This window comes from Streptomyces sp. NRRL F-525, assembly GCF_000716605.1.
GTDB lineage: Bacteria > Actinomycetota > Actinomycetes > Streptomycetales > Streptomycetaceae > Streptomyces.
Map to the genome: position 1 here is coordinate 68913 of NZ_JNXE01000009.1, position 18901 is coordinate 87813.

Annotated in this window: 23 protein-coding genes; 13 read left to right on the forward strand and 10 right to left on the reverse strand. The window is 70.3% G+C overall.

Features of this window, described 5'->3' with window-relative positions:
• Window positions 1-42: 42 nt before the first annotated feature.
• Window positions 43-1092: a GNAT family N-acetyltransferase gene (locus tag OO69_RS15490; protein WP_033281380.1), complete on the forward strand. Its 1050-nt coding sequence runs from the start codon at window positions 43-45 to the stop codon at window positions 1090-1092.
• 30 nt (window positions 1093-1122) lie between these two features.
• Here the strand turns inward: OO69_RS15490 and OO69_RS15495 are convergent, their stop codons facing one another.
• Both OO69_RS15495 and OO69_RS15500 read right to left on the reverse strand, forming a co-directional pair.
• Window positions 1123-1389 (reverse strand): DUF4031 domain-containing protein, encoded by a 267-nt coding sequence (locus OO69_RS15495; protein WP_033281215.1) that lies wholly within the window; start codon window positions 1387-1389, stop codon window positions 1123-1125.
• Window positions 1386-1793 (reverse strand): hypothetical protein, encoded by a 408-nt coding sequence (locus tag OO69_RS15500; protein ID WP_051801038.1) that lies wholly within the window; start codon window positions 1791-1793, stop codon window positions 1386-1388. Before OO69_RS15500 ends, OO69_RS15495 begins: the two co-directional genes overlap by 4 nt.
• A gap of 55 nt (window positions 1794-1848) precedes the next feature.
• Here OO69_RS15500 and OO69_RS15505 point away from each other — a divergent pair, with 55 nt between their 5' ends.
• The 3 genes from OO69_RS15505 to OO69_RS15515 all read left to right on the forward strand — a co-directional run bounded on the left by OO69_RS15505 (window position 1849) and on the right by OO69_RS15515 (window position 5284).
• On the forward strand, window positions 1849-2760 hold the full coding sequence (locus OO69_RS15505) for a MurR/RpiR family transcriptional regulator (protein ID WP_033281216.1): 912 nt from the start codon (window positions 1849-1851) through the stop codon (window positions 2758-2760).
• Window positions 2761-2919: 159 nt separating this feature from the next.
• On the forward strand, window positions 2920-3855 hold the full coding sequence (gene murQ, locus OO69_RS15510) for an N-acetylmuramic acid 6-phosphate etherase (protein ID WP_033281217.1): 936 nt from the start codon (window positions 2920-2922) through the stop codon (window positions 3853-3855).
• 16 nt (window positions 3856-3871) lie between these two features.
• Window positions 3872-5284, forward strand: a complete 1413-nt coding sequence (locus OO69_RS15515) for a PTS transporter subunit EIIC (RefSeq protein ID WP_051801039.1) — start codon at window positions 3872-3874, stop codon at window positions 5282-5284.
• Here OO69_RS15515 and OO69_RS15520 read toward each other — a convergent pair.
• Window positions 5262-6404 (reverse strand): acyl-CoA dehydrogenase family protein, encoded by a 1143-nt coding sequence (locus OO69_RS15520; RefSeq protein ID WP_106971053.1) that lies wholly within the window; start codon window positions 6402-6404, stop codon window positions 5262-5264. The two genes, OO69_RS15515 and OO69_RS15520, sit on opposite strands and share 23 nt — an antisense overlap.
• A gap of 88 nt (window positions 6405-6492) precedes the next feature.
• Here OO69_RS15520 and OO69_RS15525 point away from each other — a divergent pair, with 88 nt between their 5' ends.
• Together OO69_RS15525 and OO69_RS15530 are read left to right on the forward strand one after the other, a co-directional pair.
• Window positions 6493-7539: an AraC family transcriptional regulator gene (locus OO69_RS15525; protein ID WP_051801040.1), complete on the forward strand. Its 1047-nt coding sequence runs from the start codon at window positions 6493-6495 to the stop codon at window positions 7537-7539.
• An 88-nt stretch (window positions 7540-7627) separates the two neighbouring features.
• Window positions 7628-8533 carry a TIGR03620 family F420-dependent LLM class oxidoreductase gene (locus OO69_RS15530; protein WP_033281218.1) on the forward strand — a complete coding sequence of 302 codons (906 nt, stop codon included), beginning with the start codon at window positions 7628-7630 and terminating at the stop codon, window positions 8531-8533.
• Window positions 8534-8616: 83 nt separating this feature from the next.
• On the opposite strand, the gene OO69_RS15535 is transcribed toward OO69_RS15530, so the two are convergent.
• Entirely contained in the window at window positions 8617-9294 is a 678-nt protein-coding gene (locus OO69_RS15535) for a class I SAM-dependent methyltransferase (protein ID WP_033281219.1), read from the reverse strand.
• 26 nt (window positions 9295-9320) lie between these two features.
• On the reverse strand, window positions 9321-9713 hold the full coding sequence (locus tag OO69_RS15540; RefSeq protein WP_033281220.1) for a hypothetical protein: 393 nt from the start codon (window positions 9711-9713) through the stop codon (window positions 9321-9323).
• A gap of 112 nt (window positions 9714-9825) precedes the next feature.
• On the opposite strand from OO69_RS15540, the gene OO69_RS15545 reads away from it, so the two are divergent.
• The 7 genes from OO69_RS15545 (at window position 9826) to OO69_RS15575 (ending at window position 13413) form a co-directional block, all read left to right on the forward strand.
• Window positions 9826-10665, forward strand: a complete 840-nt coding sequence (locus OO69_RS15545) for a helix-turn-helix domain-containing protein (protein WP_033281221.1) — start codon at window positions 9826-9828, stop codon at window positions 10663-10665.
• The gene (locus OO69_RS15550) at window positions 10649-10912 is read left to right on the forward strand and encodes a DUF397 domain-containing protein (protein WP_033281222.1); all 264 of its coding nucleotides are present in this window, start codon (window positions 10649-10651) and stop codon (window positions 10910-10912) included. Before OO69_RS15545 ends, OO69_RS15550 begins: the two co-directional genes overlap by 17 nt.
• A gap of 59 nt (window positions 10913-10971) precedes the next feature.
• Window positions 10972-11235, forward strand: a complete 264-nt coding sequence (locus OO69_RS15555) for a DUF397 domain-containing protein (RefSeq protein ID WP_033281223.1) — start codon at window positions 10972-10974, stop codon at window positions 11233-11235.
• Window positions 11236-11276: 41 nt separating this feature from the next.
• Window positions 11277-11594: a helix-turn-helix domain-containing protein gene (locus OO69_RS15560; RefSeq protein WP_033281224.1), complete on the forward strand. Its 318-nt coding sequence runs from the start codon at window positions 11277-11279 to the stop codon at window positions 11592-11594.
• 125 nt (window positions 11595-11719) lie between these two features.
• A complete protein-coding gene (locus tag OO69_RS15565; protein ID WP_033281225.1) occupies window positions 11720-12379 on the forward strand; it encodes an SCO4225 family membrane protein in 660 nt (219 codons plus the stop codon).
• 52 nt (window positions 12380-12431) lie between these two features.
• Window positions 12432-12998, forward strand: coding sequence for a hypothetical protein (locus tag OO69_RS15570; protein ID WP_033281385.1), 567 nt, complete (start codon window positions 12432-12434; stop codon window positions 12996-12998).
• A 1-nt stretch (window position 12999) separates the two neighbouring features.
• Window positions 13000-13413: a hypothetical protein gene (locus OO69_RS15575; protein WP_051801041.1), complete on the forward strand. Its 414-nt coding sequence runs from the start codon at window positions 13000-13002 to the stop codon at window positions 13411-13413.
• On the opposite strand, the gene OO69_RS15580 is transcribed toward OO69_RS15575, so the two are convergent.
• The 5 genes from OO69_RS15580 to OO69_RS15600 all read right to left on the reverse strand — a co-directional run bounded on the left by OO69_RS15580 (window position 13410) and on the right by OO69_RS15600 (window position 18835).
• On the reverse strand, window positions 13410-14321 hold the full coding sequence (locus OO69_RS15580; protein WP_033281226.1) for a metallophosphoesterase family protein: 912 nt from the start codon (window positions 14319-14321) through the stop codon (window positions 13410-13412). The genes OO69_RS15575 and OO69_RS15580 overlap by 4 nt on opposite strands.
• A 281-nt stretch (window positions 14322-14602) precedes the next feature.
• Window positions 14603-15733, reverse strand: coding sequence for an NADH:flavin oxidoreductase (locus OO69_RS15585; protein WP_033281227.1), 1131 nt, complete (start codon window positions 15731-15733; stop codon window positions 14603-14605).
• Window positions 15734-15928: 195 nt separating this feature from the next.
• Complete coding sequence (gene groL / locus OO69_RS15590; protein WP_033281228.1) at window positions 15929-17557, reverse strand: chaperonin GroEL; 1629 nt, start codon at window positions 17555-17557, stop codon at window positions 15929-15931.
• A gap of 364 nt (window positions 17558-17921) precedes the next feature.
• On the reverse strand, window positions 17922-18128 hold the full coding sequence (locus OO69_RS15595) for a cold-shock protein (protein WP_007493268.1): 207 nt from the start codon (window positions 18126-18128) through the stop codon (window positions 17922-17924).
• A gap of 431 nt (window positions 18129-18559) precedes the next feature.
• Window positions 18560-18835 carry a MoaD/ThiS family protein gene (locus OO69_RS15600; RefSeq protein WP_033281229.1) on the reverse strand — a complete coding sequence of 92 codons (276 nt, stop codon included), beginning with the start codon at window positions 18833-18835 and terminating at the stop codon, window positions 18560-18562.
• Between the last annotated feature and the right edge of the window lie 66 nt (window positions 18836-18901).

Here is an 18901-nt window from a genome sequence, read left to right on the forward strand (position 1 = left end):
GCCCCTATGCTCCCCGGCATGGGGAACACAGGCGCACACCAGCTGGAAGAGGCCGTCGCGAGCTGCCTCGCCGTACTGAGGACGGCGACGGACCGGGACTGGGACGGGACGAAGGCGGGCCGGCTGGAGTGGAGTTGCCGGGACACCGCCGAGCACATCGCCGGTGATCTCATCTCGTACGCGGGCCAGTTGGCCGGCCGCGCCCAGCACGCGTACGTCCCCTTCGACATCACCTTCGACGACGGCACCGACAACTCCGGTGCCCTGGAGGTGATTTCGACGACCGGCGCCCTGCTCGCCGCCGCGATCCGCACCACCCCCCGCGAGACCCGCGCCTTCCACCCGTACCCGTTCCGCAGCGCGAACCGCGAGGGCTTCGCCGCGATGGGCACCGCCGAAGTGCTGCTGCACACGCACGACATCGCCGAGGGCCTGGGCCTGACCTACCAACCCGCCCCGGAACTCAGCGAGTTCGTCCTCGGCCGGATCTTCCCGCACGTCCGCCCCGCCGCCGACCTCTGGCGCACCCTGCTGTGGGCGACCGGCCGCGCCGACCTCCCCGGCCGCGCCCCCGTCACCGACTGGAAGTGGACCAACAACCTCGTCCACACCAGCGACCGCCTCACCCTCCAGGGCATCACCCCCGCGGCCGCCGGTGACCTGGTCGCGGGCGGCGACGGCGGGTTCGAGTGGATCGAGGGCGGCCCGTACGAGGGCACCCGCGAGGCCGCGACCTTCCTGCTCAAGGCCTATGTATCGGGCGTCCACCGCCCGGAGTTCGGCGTGTTCGTCCTCGTCCGCCACGAGGACGGCCGCGCGGTCGGCGGCCTGGGCTTCCACGGCGTCCCCGACGAGGAGGGCCGCGTGGAGATCGGCTACGACCTCGCGGCGGCCGCCCGCGGCCAGGGCTACGCGACGGAGGCGCTCCGCACGCTCTCGGCATGGGCGCTGGCCCGCGACGACGTCCGCACGGTCTTCGCGACGATCGAACGCGACAATCTCGCGTCCCAGGCCGTCGTCACCCGGGCCGGGTTCAGGAAGGTGAGCGAGGAGGACGAGGAGTTCGCCTACGAACTCGGGCGCAAGGAGTAACTCCGTTACCGCTACCGCCCCTTGAGCCTCCTACCGCTCCCGCCCCTTGGGCCGCCGCAGCCCCGCCGCCGTCAGCAGCCGCACCACCTCCCGGCTCCTGACCTCCACCGCCCCGGCGGCCACCGCGTCGGCGTAACGATGCGACGGGATGTCGTAGTGATCGCGCTCGAAGGCCCGGCGCGGTACGCCCAACTCGGCGGCGAACAGGTGGAGTTCGTCGTACGAGACATCGCTGACGAGGTGGGACCACAGGCGGCCGTGTCCCGGCCAGGTCGGCGGGTCGATGTAGACGGTCACAGGGAGCCCAGGTTCCCCACGGCCGCGACCTTCACGCCCGCCTGGTGGCAGACCCAGTGCGGGTCGGGTCCGAGCTCCGGTTCGACCTCCAGGGCGTGCGGGTCGCCGGACGCGCAGACCGGGCAGAGCGGCCAGCGTCCGTACGCCTCCAGCAGCGCGTCCTGCACGTCCTGCGCGACCAGCCCGGCGACGTACTCGACGCCCTCCGGCCACTGCTCCACCCACCATCGGCGCTCCACGACGGACTCCTCCACCATGGACACCACGTCCGCCGCGACGACCTCGCGCGCGGCCAGATCGGCCAGTACGAGGGCACGGGCGGCGTGCAGCGCCTGCTCCAGGGGGCTTATGGGGACGGGCTCGGCGATGGGGTCGTCGTCGGGGGTGCTGTCGGATGATGCCATGCACCCATTGTGCGCACCCTTGACCCGACCACCGCCGCGAAAATATCTTTCAGAGGTGACCCAGGAAGTGAAGGAAATTTTCGGAAGCGCCTCCGGGAGTACGCCACCCGCCGCACTGGCCGCCAAGGTGCGCACCCTCGCCCCCTCCATGACGCGCTCCATGCAGCGCGTCGCCGAGACCGTCGCCGCCGACCCGGCCGGCTGCGCGGCCCTCACGGTCACCGGCCTCGCCGAACTCACCGGCACCAGCGAGGCCACGGTCGTCCGCACCGCCCGCATCCTCGGCTACCCCGGCTACCGCGACCTGCGCCTCGCCCTCGCCGGGCTCGCGGCCCAGCAGCAGTCCGGCCGCGCGCCCGCCCTCACCACCGACATCGCCGTCGACGACCCGATCGCCGACGTGGTCGCGAAACTCGCCTACGACGAGCAGCAGACCCTCGCGGACACGGCGGCCGGTCTCGACACCGTCCAGCTCGGCGCGGCCGTCACCGCGCTCGCGTCCGCCCGCCGTACGGACATCTACGGCGTCGGGGCGTCCGGCCTCGTCGCCCAGGACCTCACCCAGAAGCTGCTCCGGATAGGCCTCATAGCCCACGCCCACAGCGACCCGCACCTCGCCGTCACGAACGCCGTGCAGTTGAAGGCGGGGGATGTGGCGATAGCGATCACCCACTCCGGCTCCACCGGCGACGTCATCGAGCCGTTGCGGGTGGCCTTCGAGCATGGGGCTACGACCGTTGCGATCACCGGGCGGCCGGACGGGGCGGTCACGCAGTACGCCGATCACATACTCACGACGTCCACGGCTCGGGAGAGCGAGCTTCGGCCCGCGGCGATGTCGTCCCGGACGAGTCAGTTGCTGGTGGTGGACTGTCTGTTCATCGGGGTGGCGCAACGGACGTATGAACAGGCTGCGCCCGCGTTGTCGGCGTCTTATGAGGCGCTGGCGCATCGGCATAGGCGCTGACGGTTTCGTGGTCGTCCGCGGGCCCGGTGGGGGTTGGTCGCGCAGTTCCCCGCGCCCCTAAAAGCCAACCTGAACGCCAGCTCCCCAGGGGCGCGGGGAACTGCGCGACCAGCCCCCACCGGCCGGCAGACAAGAACGAACGGAAAGAGCCGCTTCTCAATGACCTCGACGTCCAACCCCCGTGATCTCCGCGCCGAGTTGGAGACACTCACCACCGAAGCCTTCCGCCCGGAACTCGCCGGTATCGACCAACTCCCCACCCTCGACATCGCCCGCCTGATGAACACCGAGGACGCCACGGTCGCCGCCGCCGTAGCCCACCGCCTCCCCGAGATCTCCGCCGCGATCGACGCCGTAGCCGACCGGATGGGACGCGGCGGCCGGCTCATCTACATGGGCGCGGGAACCGCCGGACGGCTCGGCGTGCTGGACGCGTCCGAGTGCCCGCCGACCTTCAACACCGATCCAAACCAGGTGGTCGGCCTGATCGCCGGCGGCCCGGACGCCCTCGTCACGTCCATCGAAGGCGCCGAGGACTCAAGGGAGTTGGCGCAGGCGGACCTCGACGCGCTCGCGCTCACCCCCGACGACACGGTGGTCGGCATCTCCGCCTCCGGCCGCACCCCGTACGCGATCGCAGCCGTAGAACACGCCCGCGACAAGGGCGCCTTGACCATCGGCCTGTCCTGCAACGAGCACAGCGCGCTCGCCGCAGCCGCAGAGCACGGCATCGAGGTCGTCGTAGGCCCCGAACTCCTCACCGGATCAACGAGGTTGAAGGCGGGAACGGCGCAGAAACTCGTGCTGAACATGCTGTCGACGATCACGATGATCCGGCTGGGGAAGACCTACGGGAACCTGATGGTCGACGTACGGGCGTCGAACGAGAAGCTGCGCGCCCGCTCCCGGCGGATCGTCGCGCTGGCGACCGGCGCGGACGACGCGGAGATCGAGCAGGCCCTCGCCGCCACCGACGGCGAGGTGAAGAACGCGATCCTCGTGGTCCTCGCCGGGGTCGACGGCCCGACGGCCGCCCGCCTTCTGGAGGAGTCCGGGGGCCGACTGCGCGCGGCGCTGACCGCGGCGGCCGACTGACCAGCACGCTCAGGGGGTGGATACTCCGTACGACACCGCCGCCGCCCTCCTCCCCCTCGTCGGCGGCCCCGCGAACGTCACCTCCGTCGCCCACTGCATGACCCGCCTCCGGCTCGGCCTGGCCGACCGTTCGCTGGTGGACGAGGAGGCTCTGCGGGCGCTGCCCGGCGTGCTCGGGGTCGTGGACGACGACACGTACCAGATCGTGCTGGGGCCGGGGGTGGTGGCACGGGTGACCCCGGAGTTCGAGAAGCTGGTGAGCGGTGCCGCGGGCGAACTGGCCGCGCGCGGCGCCGAGTTGAAGGCGGGACAGCGGGCCCGCAACGCCACCCCCGGCAAGCTGCTCCTCCGCCGGGTCGCCAACATCTTCGTCCCCCTCATCCCCGCCCTCGTCGGCTGCGGAGTGCTGGCGGGCCTCAACGGGCTGCTGATCAACATGGGCTGGCTCCCGGGACTCACGGGTACCCTCGCCGTCATCCCCTCCGCGTTTCTAACCCTCCTCGCGGTCTTCGTCGGTTACAACACGGCACAGGAGTTCGGTGGGACACCGGTGCTGGGCGGGGCGGTGGCGGCGGTCGTCGTCTACCCCGGGGTCGCGAAGGTCACGGCCTTCGGCGTCGCCCTCTCCCCCGGCCAGGGCGGAGTACTCGGCGCACTAGCCGCCGCACTCCTCGGCACGTACGTCGAGAAGTGGTGCCGCACCTGGGTCCCCGCAACCCTCGACGTCCTGGTCACCCCCACCCTGACGGTCCTGACCGCGGGCCTCGCGACGCTCTACGGCCTCATGTACGCGGCCGGTGAGATCTCCACGGCGATCGGCACGGCAGCGAACTGGCTCCTGTCCACCACCGGCCCCTTCGCGGGCCTGATCCTCGGCGGCCTCTTCCTCCCCCTGGTGATGCTCGGCCTGCACCAGGCCCTCATCCCCATCCACACCACCCTCATCCAACAGCAGGGCTACACCGTCCTGTTGCCCCTCCTGGCGATGGCGGGCGCGGGCCAGGTCGGCGCGGCGGTGGCGGTGTACTTCCGTATGCACCACGACACTTCACTCCGTACGACCATCAAGTCGGCGCTCCCCGCAGGCCTGTTGGGCGTCGGCGAACCCCTCATCTACGGCGTCTCGCTCCCCCTCGGCCGCCCGTTCCTGACCGCCTGCGCGGGCGGGGCGGCGGGCGGCGCGTTCGTCGGATTCTTCGCGATGCTGGGCGACAAGGTGGGGGCGACGGCGATCGGACCGTCGGGATGGGCACTGTTCCCCTTGCTGGCAGGGAACCGGGGGCTGGGGACGACGGCGGCGATCTACGGCGGCGGCCTGCTCACCGGCTACCTGGTCGGCTTCCTGGCGACGTACGCCTTCGGCTTCCCCCACCGGGACCAAGTCGCCCGGAACAGCCGCGAGTTGGTCACAGATCCATCGCCCGGCTGATGATCTCCTTCATGATCTCGGACGTCCCGCCGTAGATCCGCTGGACGCGGGCGTCGGCGTACCGGCGGCAGATCACGGACTCCCACAGGTAGCCGTATCCGCCGAACATCTGCAGGCAGTCGTCGACGACCCGGCCCTGGAGTTCGGTGGTGACGAGCTTCGCCTCGGCGGCCTCGTCGGCGGTGAGGGTGCCCCGGTTGTACGCGAGGACGCAGGCGTCGACGAAGGCCTGGGCGGAGGTGATCCCGGCCCGCATCTCGGCCAGCCGGAAGCGGGTGTCCTGGAATCGCGCCAACGGCCGCCCGAACGCGGTGCGTTGCTTGGTGTAGGCGACCGTCTCCCGCAGCGCGGCCCCGGCATGGGCCACCGCACCCATGGCGACGACCAGCCGTTCCAGAGCGAACTGCCGCATCAGCAGGGCGAATCCCTGCTCCGGATCGCCGAGCACGTCGGCGTCCGGGACGTGGACGTCGTCGAAGAACAGCTCGGCGGTGTCCGAGGTCCGCAGGCCGAGCTTCTCCAGCTTGCGGCCCCGCGTGAAACCAGGGGCGCCCGCGGTCACGAGGAACAGGCCGATCGCATGGCCCTCGCCGGTGCGGGCCGCGACGATGACGAGGTCGGCGTTGACACCGCTGGAGATGAACGTCTTGGCCCCGTTGAGCAGCCAGCCGTCCCCACCCGGGGCCCGTACCGCGTGGGTACGGATGGCGGCCACGTCCGAACCGGTCCCGGGCTCGGTGATCGCGATGGCGACCAGCGTCTCGCCGGAGACCGCCCGGGTGAGGTACCGGGTCTTCTGGTCGTCGGTGCCGAACTCGGCCAGATACGGGGCGACGATGCCGGAGTGCAGCGGAACCGCGAAGCCGGACTCGGCGGCGTCGGCCAGTTCCTCGATCGCGATCTGCTCGTACCGCAGATCGGCCAGGCCCAGACCGCCGTAGGCGGGATCGGCCCACGGGCAGAGCAGGTTCCGCGCGCCCGCGAGCCGCCAGACGTCCTTTCCTACGATCCCCTCGCGCTCCCACCCGTCCTGCCTCGGCACGATCTCGTGCTCGACGAAGCCGCGCCAGGCCGTCCGGTACGCCTCATGGGCCTCGTCGAAATATCCGTTTCTGATCACGCCCCGACGGTAGGCGCGCGGCACGCCGGGCCGTCATGACCGCAGCGCTCACCGCCGTTGACCTCCGTGTCCCGTACGATCGGCGGCCATGCCCGCACCTCTGGAGAGCGACGCGTACGGCGCGCCCACCCGCTCGGTCGCCATCCACCACGTACGGGCCGCGCTGCGCGGAGCCGAGCGGCACGGCCTGGACATCACCGCGCTCCTCGAACGGGCCGCCGTACCACCGGAGTTGCTGGAGGTCCCGCTCGCCCGGGTGTCACCGCGGCAGTTCGCCCGCCTCACGCAGGCCGTCTGGCAGGCACTCGACGACGAGTTCCAGGGCCTCGGTCCGCACCCCCTCAAGGTGGGCACCTTCGCGATGATGTGCCACGCGGTGGTGCACTGCAGCCCCGACCTACGGACCGCGATCAACCGCGGCAGCACCTTCTACGGCCTCTTCCCCGGCGGCCCCCGCTTCCAACTGGAGGAGGGGCCAGGCGAGTTGGAACAGCAGGCGGCGCTCGTCTTCGACCTCACCGGCTTCGACGACCCCGACCACTACCTCGCCGAGTCCGCCACCGTCGTGGCCCACCGCTTCGCCGGCTGGCTGATCCGCCGCCGGATCACCCTCACCCGGGTCGAGTTCGGCCACCCGGCCCCACCCCACGCGCTCGAGTACGACCTCCTCTACGGCGCCCCGTGCACCTTCCGGGCCCCGCGCACCGCCCTCGTCTTCGACCGCGCCCTGCTCGAACTCCCCGTACTCCAGGACGAATTGGGACTTCAGGCCTTCCTCCGCCGCGCCCCCGGCGACGTACTCGCCCGCCTGGACTACGGCAGCACCGCCGCCGCCCAGGTCCGCCGACTGCTCGGGCAGTCGCTGCCGGACCGGATGCCGGACCCCGAGGACATCGCGGTCCGGCTGGCCGTGAGCGCGCAGACGCTGCGGCGGCGGCTGGCGGCGGAGGGGACCTCGTTCCAGCGGATCCGCGATCAGCTGCGGCGCGATGTGGCCATCGCGGCGCTGGCCACGGGCACGGTCTCCATCGAGGACATCTCGCGGCGGCTGGGCTTCTCCGAGCCGAGCGCCTTCCACCGCGCGTTCAAACGCTGGACGGGTTCCGCGCCCCGCTCCTACCAGCCCGGCGACTGAGCGACCCCCCTTCCACGAACGCCCGGGTCAAGGACCTTGAGCGGCACGGTCACGGCAACCGCCCACCCCCACCCCCTACCGTCCCGGTATGACAGTGGTGGAAGAAGCAGGGCTCGGCCGCGTGGGCATCTGGACCGCGAGCCTGGACGCCGTGGCCCCGGCGGCGGGCGGGGAGATCGCGGCCGAGCTGGAGGAACAGGGCTGGGGCACCCTGTGGTTCGGCGAGGCGTACGGCCGGGAGGCGTTCAGCCAGGCGGGGCCGCTGCTCGCCGCGACCTCCCGCATGCGCGTGGCGACCGGCATCGCGAACATCTGGGCGCGGGACGCGGTCGCGGCCAACGCGGCCTCCCGGACGCTGTCTTCGGCGTACGGCGGCCGGTTCGTGCTCGGACTCGGGGTCAGCCACCGGCCGTTGGTGGAGCGGGTGCGCGGCGGCAGCTACGGCAAGCCGGTCGCCGCGATGCGCGAGTACCTGACGGCGATGGCGGGCGCGACCTTCTACGCCGCCGAGGCCGACGCACCCCGCCCGCCCGTCCTGATCGCGGCGCTCGGCCCCCGGATGCTGGAGACGGCCCGCGAACTCGCCGACGGCAGCCACCCCTACCTGGTGACACCGGCCCAGACCGCCGAGGTACGGGCAGCCCTCGGCCCGGACAAGATCGTGGCCGTAGAGATGGGCGCCGTACTCACGAAGGACCGCGAGACCGCGCTGCGCCGGGCCCACGCCCACCTGGACATCTACACCGGCCTGCCCAACTACCGCAACAACTGGCTGCGGGCCGGCTTCGACGAGACGGACCTGGTCCGCGGCGGCTCCGACCGGCTGGCCGAGGCGCTGGTCGCGTGGGGCGACGAGACGGCGATCCTCGCCCGGGTGCGCGAGCATCTCGCCGCGGGCGCCGACCATGTCTGCGTGCAGGCCCTGATGGAGTCCCCGTTCGAGGTGCCGACGGAGCCGTGGCGAGAGCTGGCACCCGCGCTCGTGGGCGCATAGCGATGGCACCCCGCCGGGCCCACCAGCGCCTGGAGCGGCTGCCGTTGACCTTCTCGACGAGGTGGCGCATCGGGTGGACGGAATCATGCCAGGGGCGCCCGCCACACCAGCGTGTACCGCCAGAACAGCCACCGCCGCGGCCGGACCCGAGGCAGGACCCGGATCGCCTCGCGGCGGACCTCGGCGAAGGTCATCGCCGGAGGCCGGGTCACGGCGGTCATGGCGACCGGCCGGGACTCCGCCCTACGACCCCGGTTCTTCAGCCAGCCCATGGCGAGGTTCAGGGGGATCGAGAGGGCGGCCAGGAAATGGTCGACGAGATCCTCCTCGCGGGCACAGCCGACGACCACCAGGGTTCCGCCCGGGGCGAGTTGGTCCCGGAAACGGGTCAGCGTCTCGGTGAACGGGAGGTGGTGGAGGGCGGCGACGCAGGTGATGACGTCGTAGGGGCCGACGGGGATTCCGGCCCGGGCGTCGACGACGGTGAAGACCGCGGGGGCGCCGGAGACACCGGGTGGTGTCAACTCCCTTGCCCGGGCGATGATTTGCGGGTCGGAGTCGATGCCCTCCACGCGGCCCGTCGCCCTCGCGGCAAGCAGCCGCACCAGGTCACCACTTCCACAACCCACGTCCAGGGCTCGCCCGAACCTGCGGGGCAACTGCCGTAGCAGCCAAGGGTGGTAGTGGGCGTTGTGGCTCCAGGGGTGGGCCGAGTTGAAGGACTCCAGGGCCCGGAGGAGGCGGGGCGGGATCAGGGGCATGGGGGCAGTCGATCACGGCGGGCGGCTCAGGGTAGGCGGGCTTCGCGGTTCCGCTCCCGGACCCTTGCCCGTAGTACCTCCTCCTGCCCGGCGGGGCCCGTCGACTCCGGTGGGCAGTCCCACTCCCGGCCGCCGGCGACCGGCCTCAACTGCACGTTGCCGCCCACGTGTCCCATCACCTCGCCGACCCGCCCGTCCCGTACGTCCACGGCGTACGCCCCGACCGGGGGCCGTTCGCCGCGCAGTACGGAGGCCAGCTTCTCGGCGGTACGGACGTTGCAGCGCCCCAGCATGACCAGCGCGAACTTCTCGTCGCTCGCACCCGTCACCGGGTCCACGCACAGGGACGGCAGGACGACACCGACACCGGTGAGCGCGTCCCGGAGCGAAGCGACGATTTCTTCCGTCGACCGCAGCATTCCTACACCTCCACACAGAGTTTACTGTTCGCAACACAGCGTGGCGGCAACGTGTCTAACCTGGCCATACGGGGAGTCCCAACAAATTCCGGTGTTAGGACAGGGAGTTGCTGTGGCAGGACCGAAAGATCTCGACCCGTCGTCGTCACCGCGAGCCCTGCTCGGCGCCGAACTCCGGCACGCCCGCGAGAAAGCGGGGCTCAGCCAGGACGAGTTGGGGCAGCGGTTGTTCGTGAGCGGGTCGTTCATCGGGCAGTTGGAGGCGGGGACGCGGCGGATGGTGCCGGAGTATGCGCGGATGCTGGACCTGGAGTTGGGCACGGGGGACTTCTTCACCCGGAACTGTGGAGCGGCGGCCAAGTCCAAGTACCCCGAGCACTTCGCGGAGGCTGCGGAGGCGGAAGCCTCGGCGACGGAGATCAGGCAGTACGCACCCCTCCTGATCCCGGGGTTGCTTCAAACAGCGGCCTACGCACGGGCGGTGTGCCGCGCCTATCAGCCAACGGCTCCGGATGAGGTGATCGAGGAGTTGGTGACGGCCCGCATCGAACGGACCCGCATCCTCGACGACCCAACACAACCGCTGTTGTGGGCGATCGTCGACGAAGCGGCGCTTCGCCGAGTGACAGGTGGACGCGACGTGATGGCGGCAGCGTTGAGCCACATCGTCGGCCTGATCCGCCGAAGCCGGGTCATCGTGCAGGTGCTGCCGTTCGAGGTCGGAGCGCACCCGGCGATGGAAGGCTCCCTCAAGCTGATGGACTTCGACGACGCCCCTCCTCTGGTCTACTTCGAGGGAGTCGGCACCGGCCGCCTGGAGGACGACCCGACCACCGTCAGGCTGCATCGGCGCAACTATGAATTCCTCGCGGCCTGTGCGCTCTCCCCGGAGAACTCTCTGGCCTTGATCGAAGCGATGGCGCAGGATTACGCGCATGAGGAACAACCCTGAGCTCGACCTGAGCACGGCCACTTGGCACAAGTCCAGCTACAGCGGCGGCAGTGGCGGGGACTGCCTCGAAGTAGCCCGCTGGCGTAAGTCGACGCACAGCGGCGGAGGCGGCGGCAACTGCCTCGAAGTCGCTGACGGCCACCCCGCCCTCGTCCCCGTCCGGGACTCCAAGAACCCCCTCGGCCCGAAACTCGTCTTCCAGACCGCCGCATGGTCCACGTTCGTCGAAGACCTCAAGCACGCCTGACCCCGGCGCATCACTCCATGCGGTGACCGTTTCCCAACACCCCCGCGGAGAGGGCGCCCATGAGGAACAACCCTGAACTCGACCTGAGCACGGCCACTTGGCACAAGTCCAGCTACAGCGGCGGCAGCGGCGACAACTGCCTCGAAGTAGCCCGCTGGCGTAAGTCGACGCACAGCGGCGGAGGCGGCGGCAACTGCCTGGAAGTCGCCGACGGCCACCCCGCCCTCGTCCCCGTCCGGGACTCCAAGAACCCCCTCGGCCCGAAACTCGTGTTCCGGACCGCCACATGGTCCACGTTCATCGAAGACCTCAAGCACGCCTGACACCAATATCACCGGCTGCGTACCGCTGGAGGAGACACGCGATGAGCCATGCCCGCTGGAGGCCGGCCGAGGACTACACCGAATCCCCCGAGGTCGCCGCCGAGCGCGCGGAGATCCGGCTGGCCATGGCCTTCGCCAAGGCCGTGTACGACCGCCGGGTGGAACTGGGGCTGACCCAGGCACAGCTCGCGGAGCAGTCCGGGCTCACGCAGGCGAAGATCTCCCGCGTCGAGGGCGCCGACACCGTACCGACCCTCCCGTTGCTGCGCCGCCTGACCCTGGCCCTGAACGCCTCACTGAACATCGCCCTCGACGACAACCACGAGGAAGTCACGTTCACCGCCCACCCGGCAGCTTGAGGGACGGCGGGAGGTGAGTCCTTCCGCCCCTCCCGCTGAGTACCGGTACTCATGTCCTAACGCGCCCCCCGGTCCACCGTTGTCCTCACCGACCCGGACCGACCGACGCGAAGGACGACACCTCGATGCCGCAGACCTCCCGCCCGCGCCGACTCCTCGCCCTCGCCACGGACAACTGGCCGGCCCGGGCCTACCTGGCCGCCGTGGGCGTCTCGGTCGCGGCGATGTTCGTCGCCCCGGAAAGCCCCGTCGCCGCAGGCCCGTTGATCCTCACGGCGCCCCTCTCCCTCCTGAGCGTGATCCTGCCCTTCGGCCCCGGCACCGAGGGGTCACTGCAAGCGCTGGCGGTCGGCTCCTGGACGGTATGGCTCCTGCTCTGCGCCCTCGTGAACGCCGCCGTACTCGGCGCCCTCGCGAAGAGATCCACGACGACAACAACCACGGCACCCCCCACCCGCACCAGCACCCGCACCCACGCCCACGCCCGCCTACGCACCCTGCTCGCCCCCGCCGTGGACAACTGGCCCGCGCGTGCCTACCTCGCCGTGGTCGCGGCCTCGCTGGTGTTCTTCCTCTGCGCCGACTTCATCCTGACGGACCCGACATTCGCCGCGATCTGGCCGCTGATGGCCACCGCACCGGCCGGCTTCCTCGCCTTCCTCCTGCCGACGTCGAGCCCACTGGCCTTCGCCGCCGCCACGGCCCTGTGCGGCCTGGCCAACGCCGTACTGCTCGGCCATCTCGCCCACCGGCTCCGGGCAGGGGAGGCACACCCGGCCACCTGACCCGCACCAGGACAACCGGACCGCCGCCCGCTCGACTATGGTCGAAAGAACCATGAACCACGCCCAGCAGACCGCCCTAGGCCGCGCCCTCCGCCTCCTCGGCGAGCACGGCGAGGCGCTGACGTCCGACACCCCCGACGGCAAGCTCCACGAGGTCAAGGCCGACCTCAAGCGCGCCCTGGACCTGCTGGACGACAGCGTCAGCGGCGCCGCGCCGACCACCCGCTGCCCGGAACACCCGAACGGCCCGGTCGACGAGAGCGCCCCCGACCTGTGTCTCCTCTGCGAGACCCGCCGCCGCTCGGCCCGCCGCTCCGAGTTCAACGGCCCCGCCGTGACCCGGCCCACCGACACCACCCCCTCCCGCTACGGCGTCCGCGAGGACCGCCCGCAGGCCCAGCAGCGCTGGCTCCCCGAACTGTGGAACGGCCAGGCCTGGCAGCTCTGCGGCACCCCGCGCCGCGACCGCCACGAGGCCGAGCTGTACATCAACGCCGCGCGCCGAGGCTCCCGCCCGGCGATGGCGTACCGCCTCGTGCACGAGTTCACGGACTACGAGGTGCTGCGGGTCTGGGGCACCCCGGTGCACGTGGACATCGAGCCGCTCGGGAACCTCTGACGTGGGCCCGTCGGCCTGGACCACGGATGTGGTGAGCGGGCTCAAGTGGTGGCAGCGGGTGGTCCTGGCCGTCTGCCTGTGCGCGCTCGCGCTGCCGTTGTGGTTCGCCGCGAGGAACGTCCACCGGTTCGTCGACGGCGACTGGACGAGCACGGAAGGGTACGTCCACTGCGCGTCGAACGACCGGTGCGAGGGCACGTGGAGCCTGCCCGGCGGCCAGCGCGGGCACGGTGAGATAACGGGTCTGGCCTTCGAGTACGCCGAAGAACAGGTGACGGGCATACGGCTCTACGCCGGCCCGGACTGGGCCGTCACCGACCGCTCCGACCTGGCCTTCCACGCGGCCTATGAGCTCGCCGGCGCCGCGATCGGCGCGACCCTGATCGTCTCGGTAGCCTGGTTCAAGTCCCGCTAGCCGTCCGGCTGTTCCCGTTCCTGTTCCCGCTCGCGTTCCCTTTCTACGACCAACCGGGTCTGCTCCACGCCCAGTTGGTACACCGTCTCGTGTGCCCGTGGGTCCCGCGCGTGGAACGTGTGGAACATCGGCCCGGTCTCCCCGCCCAGTTCGACCCGCGAGGCCGAGGCGCCCCGCACCGCCCGCTCCGTACCGGGCGCGGTGGTCAGGTCGATCCGGTTGACGACACCGGGCGTGACCCACACCGGCGCCGCCTCCAGGAAGCCGAAGAGCTGGAGGTGGAAGTGCCCGGTGAGGACGACCCGTACGTCACTCCCCCGGATCGCGTCCGCCAGCTCCCCGGGATTCCGCAGCCCGAAGGCCTGTTGGGTCGGTACGTCGAGGGCGATCGGCGGATGATGGAAGGCGAGCACGGTCCCGTTCCCGAACGGCGTGCTCAACTCCTCCCTCAGCCAGTCCAGTTGGGCCCCGCTCAGCCGCCCGTACACCTTCCCCGGCACCAGCGAGTCGAGCGTGATGAACCGGTACCCGCCCACGTCACTCACGGCCGCGCAAGCGAACTCCACCGGAAACACGGCGGACACGACCCGGTCCGTGCCGTCGGCCGCCAGGTGCCCGCTCCCCAACACCTTCCCGAACGCCTCGCGTTCGTCATGGTTCCCGGTCGTGTAGAAGACCGGCACCCCGCCCATCGACCGCGCGAACCCACCCACCAGCTCCCGCACGGCCGCATACGCCTCCACCGCCCCGTCGTTGGCGAGGTCCCCGGTGACGACGATCGCGTCCACCCCGCGCTGGTGCCGCAGTTCGGCGAGCATCATCCGGAGGGAGTCGGTCGCGCTGAACCCGTGCCGGTTGGGGGTGTCGGTGCGTTCCAGGTGGGTGTCGGACAGGTGCAGGATCCTCATGTTCGGGAACGCTAGCCCGAGTTGGGGTGGCCGAACAGGGGACGGGGGACGGGTCTCACCGGTCGGCCCACTCCGGCGTCACCGAATCCCGGCCGACACCATCCAGCCCGTCGCCCGCAACTCGAAACACGGGCCCGCTCCACCCAGCCCGTCCGCCTTCCAGCGCAGGCCAGCTATATCCAGCCCGTCCGGCGTTTGAGGACGAGGCCCCTTCAGGGCCGATGGGGGTCTGGGGGCGCAGCCCCCAGGGACGGCCACCCCCACCCACCCGCACCCAAAGGTCAGCTCAGCGAGCGCAGCGCCGCCGCGTCATAAGGAGCCAGCTCCTCCACCCGCCCCGCAAGGACCTTCGCAGCCCACTCCGGGTCCTGCAGCAGCGCCCGCCCCACCGCCACCATGTCGAACTCGTCCCGCTCCAGGCTGTCGAGGAGGTCGTCGATGCCCTTGACCGGCGCGCCCTCGCCCCGGAAGCCCTTGAGGAAGTCGCCGTCGAGGCCGACCGAGCCGACGGTGATGGTCTGCTTGCCGGTGAGCTTCTTGGTCCAGCCCGCGAGGTTGAGGTCGGAGCCGGTGTCCTCGAACTCCGGGAGCCAGTAACGGCGGGTGGACGCGTGGAAGACGTCGACTCCCGCCGCCGCGAGCGGGGTCAGGATCGCCTCCAGCTCCTCCGGGGTCTCGGCGAGACGGGCGCCGTAGACGTCCTGCTTCCACTGCGAGTAACGGAAGATGATCGGGAACTCCGGGGACACCGTCTCCCGGACCGCCGCCACGATCTCCGCCGCGAACTTCGTACGGGCGACCGCGTCACCGCCGTAGGCGTCCGTACGACGGTTCGTGCCCGCGTACAGGAACTGGTCGAGCAGGTAGCCGTGCGCGCCGTGCAGCTCGACGCCGTCGAAGCCGATCCGCTCGGCCGCTGCCGCCGCCTCGGCGAACGCGCCGATGACGTCGTCCAGGTCCCGCTGCGTCATCGCCGTACCGGTGACCTCGTCGCTGCCGATCCGCAGCCCGGACGGGCCGACGGCGGGCGCGTCCGCGTACGGCGGCTGGCCCTGCTCGCGGACCATGCCGATGTGCCACAGCTGCGGCACGATCGTGCCGCCCGCCGCGTGCACGCCCTCGGCGACCTTCGCCCAGCCCGCGAGCTGCTCCGCGCCGTGGAAGCGCGGGATGTCGTCGCTCTGGCCGGCCGAGTCGTGACCGACGTAGGTGCCCTCGGTGACGATGAGGCCCACGCCCGCGGCGGCACGGCGGGAGTAGTAGCCGACCACGTCCTCACCGGGGATGCCGCCCGGCGAGAACTGCCGGGTCATCGGCGCCATCACGATCCGGTTCGGGACGGTCAGGCCGTTGAGGGTGATCGGACGGCCGAGGATGTCGGCCGCTCGGGAGGCGGGGGCGGTCGTAGACACGTGTGGGGGCTCCTCGGGTACCGGATGGTATGTGCGTATGCATCGATCATGCGTCAACGACAACCTTCCGGCCAAGACCTTCATTCCGAGAGCACCACGCCTCGGCCTGTGATCCCGAACACGCCCGAGGGCGGCACCCCCTGCCGGAACAGGAAGTGCCGCCCTCGGTAAGACCGTTGATCAACCAGAGGTCGATCAGAAGTCCATGTCACCGCCCGGCATGCCGCCACCGGCGCCCGCGCCGGCACCGGCCTTCTCGGGCTTGTCGGCGATGACGGCCTCGGTGGTGAGGAACAGCGCGGCGATGGACGCGGCGTTCTGCAGGGCAGAGCGCGTGACCTTCGCCGGGTCGATGATGCCCTCGGCGATCATGTCCACGTACTCACCGGACGCGGCGTTGAGGCCGTGACCGATGGGCAGGTTGCGGACCTTCTCGACGACGACTCCGCCTTCGAGACCACCGTTGACGGCGATCTGCTTCAGCGGGGCCTCGAGCGCCAGCTTGACGATCGCGGCACCGGTGGCCTCGTCACCCTCGAGCTCGAGCTTCTCGAAGACGTGGCCCGCCTGGATGAGCGCGACGCCGCCACCGGCGACGATGCCCTCCTCGACGGCCGCCTTCGCGTTGCGAACGGCGTCCTCGATGCGGTGCTTGCGCTCCTTGAGCTCGACCTCGGTGGCCGCGCCCGCCTTGATGACGGCGACGCCGCCGGCGAGCTTGGCGAGGCGCTCCTGGAGCTTCTCGCGGTCGTAGTCCGAGTCGCTGTTCTCGATCTCGGCGCGGATCTGGTTGACGCGACCGGCAACCTGGTCCGCCGAGCCCGAGCCGTCGACGATCGTCGTCTCGTCCTTGGTGATGACGACCTTGCGGGCGCGGCCGAGGAGATCCACGGTCGCGTTCTCCAGCTTGAGGCCGACCTCCTCGGAGATGACCTCGCCGCCCGTGAGGATGGCGATGTCGCCGAGCATGGCCTTGCGGCGGTCACCGAAGCCCGGAGCCTTGACGGCGACGGACTTGAAGGTGCCGCGGATCTTGTTGACGACCAGCGTGGACAGGGCCTCGCCCTCGACGTCCTCGGCGATGATCAGCAGCGGCTTGCCCGACTGCATGACCTTCTCCAGGAGCGGGAGCAGGTCCTTGACGTTGGCGATCTTCGAGTTGGCGATCAGGATGTACGGGTCGTCGAGGACGGCCTCCATACGCTCCATGTCGGTGGCGAAGTACGCCGAGATGTAGCCCTTGTCGAAGCGCATACCCTCGGTGAGCTCGAGCTCGAGCCCGAAGGTCTGGGACTCCTCGACGGTGATGACGCCTTCCTTGCCGACCTTGTCCATCGCCTCGGCGATGAGCTCGCCGATCTGGGTGTCGGCGGCGGAGATGGAGGCCGTCGAAGCGATCTGCTCCTTGGTCTCCACGTCCTTGGCCTGCTCCAGCAGGGCACCGGAGACGGCCTCGACGGCCTTCTCGATACCGCGCTTGAGGGCCATCGGGTTGGCGCCCGCGGCTACGTTGCGCAGACCCTCCTTGACGAGGGCCTGGGCGAGGACGGTCGCGGTGGTCGTACCGTCACCGGCGACGTCGTCCGTCTTCTTGGCGACTTCCTTGACCAGCTCGGCGCCGATCTTCTCGTACGGGTCCTCGAGCTCGATCTCCTTGGCGATGGAAACACCATCGTTGGTGATCGTGGGGGCGCCCCACTTCTTCTCGAGGACGACGTTGCGGCCCTTGGGGCCAAGGGTGACCTTGACGGCGTCGGCGAGCTGGTTCATCCCGCGCTCGAGACCGCGCCGTGCCTCCTCGTCGAACGCGATGATCTTGGCCATGTGAAGTGGTCCTCCCGGACTGGGGTGGATTGCTCCGGACCGCGCTGGCGCCCGCGACGGACGGCCTGCCTGCCCCGTGGTTCCTTGCACCACCTGGCCTGCGGGCCTCACCGACCCGGTCCTTCGTTATCACTCTCACCTTCAGAGTGCTAACGCCAATGATTAGCACTCGGCATGGTCGAGTGCAAGCGGCTCCCAGGTTCTGGCACCCACTCCGGCCCTCACCCCGGCCCTCACCCCGGCCCTCACCCCGGCCCCGCTCCCGGGCATGCCGAAGGGCCCGTACCCCAGGAGGTGACCCCCCAGGAGTACGAGCCCTTCGGTGAGGAACGAAGAACGTCGCTGCTGTTCGTCGGCGCGTGCTTCAGCCGGTCGCGAGCCGGACCATGTCCGCCTGCGGCCCCTTCTGACCCTGCGAGATCTCGAAATCGACCCGCTGACCCTCTTCCAGGGTGCGGTAGCCGTCCATCTGAATCGCGCTGTAGTGGACGAAAACATCCGCACCACCGTCGACCGCGATGAAGCCGTACCCCTTCTCCGCGTTGAACCATTTGACGGTGCCCTGAGCCATGCCTAACTCCCCTATTACTGGCCCTTGCACGGACCCGCACTTCGCGGATCCGGGTCAGACCTCACCCCCCACAGGATTGGGGGCGTGCGCCGGAACGCGTCGACCGCGGCCGAATGTATCCGTCCAACTGCCGTCTGCAACAGGTCAATCCGACGAGAATTCCGGGCAGGACCGGTCGGGAATTTACGGAGAATTCGTCCGACTTCAGGGCAAGTCGGGCCCGATAAAGGGAACATAACGCGCAAAAGGTCTGCACACTTTGGCTACTTCTCATCGCACGCGGAGCGGGTACTCATATGCGTCCGGCATGCGGAGTGGAGCGGGTTCCCCAACTGTACCCCGCTCAACCCTACAGAATTGCCCCCTCCGCTTCTCTCACGGAGGGGGCAATTCGATGAACTCTTGGTAATCGGCGTTACCGAGGGTAATTATCAGCCGCCGGCGACGGCGGGAATGATCGACACCCCGGCCCCGTCCGGAGTGGCCGTCTCCAGCCCCTGCTCGAACCGCACGTCGTCATCGTTCACATACACGTTGACGAACCGCCGCAGCTTCCCCTGATCGTCGAGCACCCGGGCGGAGATCCCGGCGTGGTTCTTCTCAAGGTCGCTGATGACCTCGGCGAGGGTGGCACCTTCGGCGGAGACTTCGGCCTGCCCGCCGGTGTAGGTGCGGAGAATGGTAGGGATGCGGACACTAACGCTCACGATAAAACCTCCGGTCAGATGATGCCCTCAGGGCCGCGGGGAACTGCGCGACCAGCCCCCACGGGC

What these genes read in the sequence shown, in the direction of transcription:
- OO69_RS15540 (WP_033281220.1), bottom strand. Translation starts at nt 9,713, where the DNA reads ATGCTGCGGTCGACGGAAGAAATCGTCGCTTCGCTCCGGGACGCGCTC.
- groL (WP_033281228.1), bottom strand. Translation starts at nt 17,557, where the DNA reads ATGGCCAAGATCATCGCGTTCGACGAGGAGGCACGGCGCGGTCTCGAG.
- OO69_RS15550 (WP_033281222.1), top strand. Translation starts at nt 10,649, where the DNA reads ATGAGGAACAACCCTGAGCTCGACCTGAGCACGGCCACTTGGCACAAG.
- OO69_RS15500 (WP_051801038.1), bottom strand. Translation starts at nt 1,793, where the DNA reads ATGGCATCATCCGACAGCACCCCCGACGACGACCCCATCGCCGAGCCC.
- OO69_RS15560 (WP_033281224.1), top strand. Translation starts at nt 11,277, where the DNA reads ATGAGCCATGCCCGCTGGAGGCCGGCCGAGGACTACACCGAATCCCCC.
- murQ (WP_033281217.1), top strand. Translation starts at nt 2,920, where the DNA reads ATGACCTCGACGTCCAACCCCCGTGATCTCCGCGCCGAGTTGGAGACA.
- OO69_RS15555 (WP_033281223.1), top strand. Translation starts at nt 10,972, where the DNA reads ATGAGGAACAACCCTGAACTCGACCTGAGCACGGCCACTTGGCACAAG.
- OO69_RS15530 (WP_033281218.1), top strand. Translation starts at nt 7,628, where the DNA reads ATGACAGTGGTGGAAGAAGCAGGGCTCGGCCGCGTGGGCATCTGGACC.
- OO69_RS15580 (WP_033281226.1), bottom strand. Translation starts at nt 14,321, where the DNA reads ATGAGGATCCTGCACCTGTCCGACACCCACCTGGAACGCACCGACACC.
- OO69_RS15570 (WP_033281385.1), top strand. Translation starts at nt 12,432, where the DNA reads ATGAACCACGCCCAGCAGACCGCCCTAGGCCGCGCCCTCCGCCTCCTC.
- OO69_RS15565 (WP_033281225.1), top strand. Translation starts at nt 11,720, where the DNA reads ATGCCGCAGACCTCCCGCCCGCGCCGACTCCTCGCCCTCGCCACGGAC.
- OO69_RS15525 (WP_051801040.1), top strand. Translation starts at nt 6,493, where the DNA reads ATGCCCGCACCTCTGGAGAGCGACGCGTACGGCGCGCCCACCCGCTCG.
- OO69_RS15595 (WP_007493268.1), bottom strand. Translation starts at nt 18,128, where the DNA reads ATGGCTCAGGGCACCGTCAAATGGTTCAACGCGGAGAAGGGGTACGGC.
- OO69_RS15535 (WP_033281219.1), bottom strand. Translation starts at nt 9,294, where the DNA reads ATGCCCCTGATCCCGCCCCGCCTCCTCCGGGCCCTGGAGTCCTTCAAC.